General features: G+C 35.7%; 4 protein-coding genes. 1 reads left to right on the top strand and 3 read right to left on the bottom strand.

What is annotated here, in order from left to right:
• Nucleotides 1–147: 147 nt before the first annotated feature.
• The gene (locus AC1DTM_RS21485; RefSeq protein ID WP_002157961.1) at nucleotides 148–1,029 is read left to right on the top strand and encodes a cation diffusion facilitator family transporter; all 882 of its coding nucleotides are present in this window, start codon (nucleotides 148–150) and stop codon (nucleotides 1,027–1,029) included.
• On the opposite strand, the gene AC1DTM_RS21490 is transcribed toward AC1DTM_RS21485, so the two are convergent.
• The 3 genes from AC1DTM_RS21490 to AC1DTM_RS21500 all read right to left on the bottom strand — a co-directional run.
• Nucleotides 1,019–1,654 (bottom strand): phosphatase PAP2 family protein, encoded by a 636-nt coding sequence (locus AC1DTM_RS21490; protein WP_002157962.1) that lies wholly within the window; start codon nucleotides 1,652–1,654, stop codon nucleotides 1,019–1,021. The two genes, AC1DTM_RS21485 and AC1DTM_RS21490, sit on opposite strands and share 11 nt — an antisense overlap.
• Before the next feature lie 77 nt (nucleotides 1,655–1,731).
• A complete protein-coding gene (locus AC1DTM_RS21495) occupies nucleotides 1,732–2,487 on the bottom strand; it encodes a sporulation protein (protein WP_016104763.1) in 756 nt (251 codons plus the stop codon).
• Nucleotides 2,469–2,936, bottom strand: a 468-nt coding sequence (locus AC1DTM_RS21500; protein ID WP_477000831.1) for a protein kinase domain-containing protein, incomplete at its 5' end; no start/stop codon positions are given. The genes AC1DTM_RS21495 and AC1DTM_RS21500, both read right to left, overlap by 19 nt.

Raw genomic sequence — 2,936 nt, forward strand, 5'->3', positions numbered from 1 at the left:
TTTCAACATATTTTTCCTTAACGAAACTTTGTTATCCCCTTCTTAAAAAGCTATAAAACGTCAACAATGTTTGTATAGACCCACACGAGTTTCGTTTGATACTCTATGTATAGAAAGAAATTCCCTGTAGAAAGGCGAGTGATTAAAATGGATTCTCTTTCTCATAAAGAAGCTGATAAAGGTGCTATTGTCAGCATTATAGCCTACATATTTTTATCCTCTTTGAAAATCATCATCAGTTATATTACCCTCTCTAGCGCATTACGTGCTGACGGTTTGAATAACTTAACGGATATTGGTGCTTCTTTAGCAATATTAATTGGCCTAAAAATTTCTCGTAAGCCTCGTGACCCAGATCATCCATATGGGCATTCGCGTGCAGAACAAATCGCATCACTTGTTGCTTCCTTTATTATGGCAACGGTCGGATTAGAAGTTGTGATTAGTGCAATTCAATCGTTTTTAAATCCGAAACAAGCAGCGCCTAATGTACTCGCTGCGTGGGTTGCTTTATTTTCTGCCGTCGTAATGTATTTCGTATATAAATATACGAAAAAGATTGCGATTCAAACAAAGAGTAAGTCGTTAGAAGCCGCTGCAAAAGATAATTTATCAGATGCTCTCGTAAGTATTGGTACAGTAATAGGTATTGTCGGAGCACAGTTCAAAATGCCTATTTTAGACCCTATCGCTGCTTTAATTGTCGGTTTTATTATTTGTAAGACTGCATGGGAAATTTTCGTAGAAGCTTCTCATATGCTAACGGATGGAATCGATCCTGAGAAAATGGATGAATATGCCGATGCTATCGAGCATATTTCAGGTGTGGAACATATTGTAGATATTCGCGCTCGTATGTATGGCAATCAAACGTATGTAGATATTACAATTGAAGTAGATGCTCGAATGGATGTTAGCGAAAGCCATTGTATTACTGACAATATTGAAGATATGCTTCGAAAGAAATTCGGAATTTACCATGCTCATATTCATGTGGAGCCTATGCAAAAAGAACCTATTATGACATAGGTTCTTTTTTAATGAACGCCTTATGAAATATAACACATAAAACGAGCCAGCTACCGCCCGCTGCCCATCCGGCTAATATGTCAGATGGATAGTGCACGCCAAGATAAATTCGGCTAACTGAAATAGATAATACAACGAAGCTTGCTATAAAAATAAGCAGCAACTTTTTATGCAATGAAATACGATCTTCTGTAATTGTGACGTATGCAATAAATCCTAAAAAAGCAGTAGCGTTCATCGTATGACCGCTCGGAAAGCTATATCCAGTTGCTGTAACAAGCTGTGTCACATCAGGTCTTGCTCGTTCGTACCATAGTTTGAGCATACTGTTCAAATAACGTGATCCGTAATAATTAATTGTTAGAAGTAATGCACTTAATATTTTTTTTCTAAGAAGAAAATACATTACAAGTATAATGAGTAACGGGAAATATATTCTTTTTGAACCGATAAAGGATACCCAAGTAAAATAGGTTGTCAAATAATCGTTTCGGAAACTTTGAATAAAGTGTGCGACTACATTATCAAATTTTTCAATACAAGCGGTATGATACGAAAGTGATAGTGCGACAAAACAAATGAGTAGTGTACAACTTAACAAGTATAAATGTCGGTATCGTTTCACATACATAACCTCACTATGCAAAAAAATGGAGCGGTTGTTTTAGTTTTCCTCTCCATTTCTTTTTTATGCATAGTTTATTAAAAAATATTATTGTTAATTTTTTGCTGCATCGTTGGAATATCTTCGTTTGTTACTGTAAAGCGAATAACCTTCTCATCAAGATCAAGCGCTTCTGCGAATAAACCAGCCAATCCACGTGATTTTCTATCTACTTCCATAATGATTTCTAATCGGTCGTGGGCACTTGGCAAAATTAATAATTCTAATTCATCTAATTTCCCATAATACTCTCCAGAAACTGGAATAAACTCAAATTCTTGCGCGAATGGAACTTGCTTACGTAATCGATACGGTAATTCTTCGCATTCTATATGACGCGCTTTAAAACCTAATTGATTTACACTAGCTAATACACTGTTCAATAGCGCATTCGGCAATACTTGAATATAATCACGGTCACTTGGATCAATACTACGTTTAATATCAAGACCTGTATGAACCCAAACCGTTTTCATTCCAAGTGTTAGTGGTGCTTCAATTGGCATTAAAAACGAAAATGGAATTCCCACTTTTTCATTTGGCTCTACAGAAAATGGATCTGTTAAACGAACTCGCTCTAAATCATACGATGCAGTTACTTTTTTATCATCCACTTCTCTTACATATGACGTCGACAACGTTAAGTAAATGCTTTCAATTTCTTGGCTAACTGAACCTCCAGTTATATGAACCTTCCCTACTATCTCTTCTCCAACTGTATACTCATCTCTTTCAAGAACAGTATCTACTTTTGCACTTCCAATTCCAACGCTTGCTAAAAACTTTTGAAACATGGGGTCTCCATCCTTTCTAAAGCGTAAGCTACATCTTTTTTCAAATCTTGTACATTTTCATAGTATGGCGCTTTCATTTGTAACATTCGCATTARCATGTCGCGATTATATTCTTCCAGCACTAACTCTTCATACCAAGGTTTTTCCTTTTTTTCAGTCGATTCATAACCAGCATACAATAAAAATAATACGAAATGACCGAGCGCATAAAAGTCGCTACGAAAGTGAACTTCTCGCATCAAAGCTTGTTCACCTTCATAAGTTATAGCTCGCTCATCACCCTCACCYTTCAATTTAGCCAATCCAAAATCAATAATACTAATCTGATTTTCTTTCATTAATATGTTTGGAATACGTAAATCTCGGTGAATGATACCTTTACTATGAAAATACGAAACAATTCCTAGTACTTCATATAAAATTTCAAAAACTTCACGTTCATCATATAC

The organism is Bacillus sp. P4_D3, from assembly GCF_056401855.1.